Consider the following 2483-nt stretch of genomic DNA (forward strand, 5'->3'; position numbering starts at 1 on the left):
GCGGTCAGGTCACCCTGGCCGATCTGCTGGAGGGTACGCACACAGCGGGCCAGCGGCCGGACGATCAACCGGGCGATGCCGGCCGCCAGCAGCAGGCCGGCCACCGCGCTGACCGCCAGCACGACGATGACCCAGAGCCGGGTGGAGTGGAACAGCTCCTCCGCGCCGGCCTCCTGAGCGGCGGCTTCCTGCACGGTGGCCGCGGACAGTGTGGCCAGGTCGGCCCGCAGGGCGTTGAGCTCGTTCTGTTGCGGGCCCGAGCGCAGCGCCTCCACCGCGGTGCGGTCGCCGCTGGTCACGGCCGGGACGAGCTGGTCGTCAACGAGGGTCTGATAACGCGTCCAGTCGCCCTCGAAGGTGGTGACCGCCGCACGTGACTCGTCGCCCAGCGGGAAGGCCTCGTACTCGGCGGAGGTGGTGGCGACGCCCTGCTCGGCGTCCTTCAGGGCAGTGGCGGCGGCCGAGCGCTGGGCGGGGTCACGGGCCAGGATGAAGTCGTCGGCCGCGAGCCAGGCCAGGTTCGCCGCGCTGCGCAGTTCCCCTATGGTGTTCAGCTCCAGGCTGTGCCCGTACACCGTCTTGACCTGGTCGTTGGTGCGGCTCAGGCTGCTGAGGGCGAAGGCGCCGTCGGCCACGCTGAACGCCGCGATGATCCCGACCGCGATCATGATCTTGGTGCCGACCCGCCGGTCCGTCAGCAGCCGCCAGCGCAGATTGTCCGCCACCCGATCAGCAAACCACCCATCGCGGCCCCGACGAGCCGGAATGCCGCACAAGCGGGTGTGTGACCCCGCTGCTTGTGAGGCGGCACGGCGGCCTGCACCCTGGGGGCATGGAGCTGACAGACCCGGACCGGACGGCCGAGGCCGAACCGGTCCGCATCGGGCTGGCGCTCGGCGGCGGGGCCGTGCGCGGTGCGGCCCACATCGGGGTGCTGAACATTCTCGACAAGGCCGGCCTGGCCCCGTCGGTGATCACCGGCTGCAGCGCCGGCGCCCTGGTCGGCGCGCTCTACGCGGCCGGGATGAGCACGCCGGACATCTCCGCGCTGGCCCGCACCCTGCACTGGACGCGCCTGGTGCGCCCGAGCATCACCGGCCGGTCACTGTTCGAGACGTCGCGGCTGGGCACCTTCCTCGACAAGACCCTCGACGGCCGCACCTTCGCCGACCTGGCCCTGCCGTTCGCCACGGTGGCCTGCGAGCTCACCACCGCCCGGCGGGTGGTGCTGGACGAGGGCCCGGTGGCCAGCGCGGTCCTGGCCAGCTCGGCCATCCCGGGGGTCTTCCCGCCGGTCACCCGCGACGACATGCTGCTGGTCGACGGCAGCCTGGTCGACATGGTCCCGGCCGCCCTGGCCCGCAGCATGGGCGCCGACATCGTGGTGGCGGTGGACGTGTCCGGCCCGCTGCCGCGCCGCCCGCCGAAGACGATGGTGCAGATCATGGTGGCGGTCAGCACCCTGCACCCCGGCGTCGAGGGACAGCTGGCCCGCGACGCGGACCTGGTGCTGACCCCGGACGTCGACGCGTACGCGTTCTGGGAGCTGTCCCGGATGAGCGAGTTCGAACAGGCCGGCGAGGCCGCCGCCGAGGAGTCCCTGCCCCTGGTGCAGGCGCTGGTGCAGGTGGCCGAGGCCCGCGCGGCCTGGCGCAACCGGCAGCGCCCCTGAGGTCTGCGCCGGCCTGAGGTCAGTCCGGCAGCCGGGCCTCGGGCAACCGCTCGACGATCTCCTGCACGGTCTGCGCAGGCGTCTGGTGCGACGTGTCGAGCCACAGCCCGAGGCGCGGGGCGTCCATGCGCAGGGCGTGGTCCAGGGCAGCGACGGTCCAGTCGCCGTACCCCTTCTTGGTCCGGGTCCGCTCGCGGTGGGCCAGGACGTCCGGGCGGGGCGCGAGGACGACGACGAAGCGGGGCCGGGTGGTGAACAGGTCGACGTAGCGGGCGAGGTCGGGCCCGAGGATCATGTCCTGGACCACCGCCGTGAAACCGGCCCGCGCATAACCGTCGGCCATGGCACCCGTGATGACGACGGCCGCGGCAGGCGATGCGTGCACTGGAGCCTCCCGGCGGCCGGACCTCGACGCTGCGCGGCCCACGCTAGGTGACAGACTTGCGGGCATGGGGTTGTTCACGCCGGCGCAGGCCCGCACCGAGCTGGCCAAGCTGCGGCCGGTGCTCGACGAGCTTGTCGTCGTCCGGGCCGACATGGTCGAGCTGTCCGCCGCGCTGGCCGTCGGGGGCACGCCGACGGCGCTGGGCGGGCTGCCCGAGCAGAAGGCCGCCGAGGCCCGGCTCAATGAGCTGATGACCGAGGTGCAGGAGACCGGGGCCGAGCTCAAGGGCGTCGCGCCGCTGCTGGTCGACTTCCCTGCCGACCTCGACGGGGTGCCGGTGCTGCTGTGCTGGCTCGAGGGTGAGACCGAGCTGGGCTGGTACCACCGCCTCGACCTGGGCTTCGCGGGCCGGCGCCCGCAGCCCAG

At 73.3% G+C, this 2483-nt stretch carries 4 protein-coding genes; 2 read left to right on the forward strand and 2 right to left on the reverse strand.

Annotation, left to right across the window (positions count from 1 at the left end):
- A partial coding sequence (locus tag AB0C29_RS43330; RefSeq protein WP_360833474.1) for an MCP four helix bundle domain-containing protein occupies positions 1-725 on the reverse strand: 725 nt, incomplete at its 3' end.
- Positions 726-832: 107 nt separating this feature from the next.
- Between AB0C29_RS43330 and AB0C29_RS43335 the strand changes: the two genes are divergently transcribed.
- The gene (locus AB0C29_RS43335; protein ID WP_360833476.1) at positions 833-1672 is read left to right on the forward strand and encodes a patatin-like phospholipase family protein; all 840 of its coding nucleotides are present in this window, start codon (positions 833-835) and stop codon (positions 1670-1672) included.
- Positions 1673-1691: 19 nt separating this feature from the next.
- Here the strand turns inward: AB0C29_RS43335 and AB0C29_RS43340 are convergent, their stop codons facing one another.
- Positions 1692-2057 (reverse strand): hypothetical protein, encoded by a 366-nt coding sequence (locus AB0C29_RS43340; RefSeq protein ID WP_360833478.1) that lies wholly within the window; start codon positions 2055-2057, stop codon positions 1692-1694.
- 64 nt (positions 2058-2121) lie between these two features.
- Between AB0C29_RS43340 and AB0C29_RS43345 the strand changes: the two genes are divergently transcribed.
- Positions 2122-2483: DUF2203 domain-containing protein (locus AB0C29_RS43345; protein ID WP_360833480.1), on the forward strand; the 362-nt coding region annotated here is incomplete at its 3' end.

Source organism: Actinoplanes sp. NPDC048791, assembly GCF_040650095.1.
Taxonomy (GTDB): domain Bacteria; phylum Actinomycetota; class Actinomycetes; order Mycobacteriales; family Micromonosporaceae; genus Actinoplanes.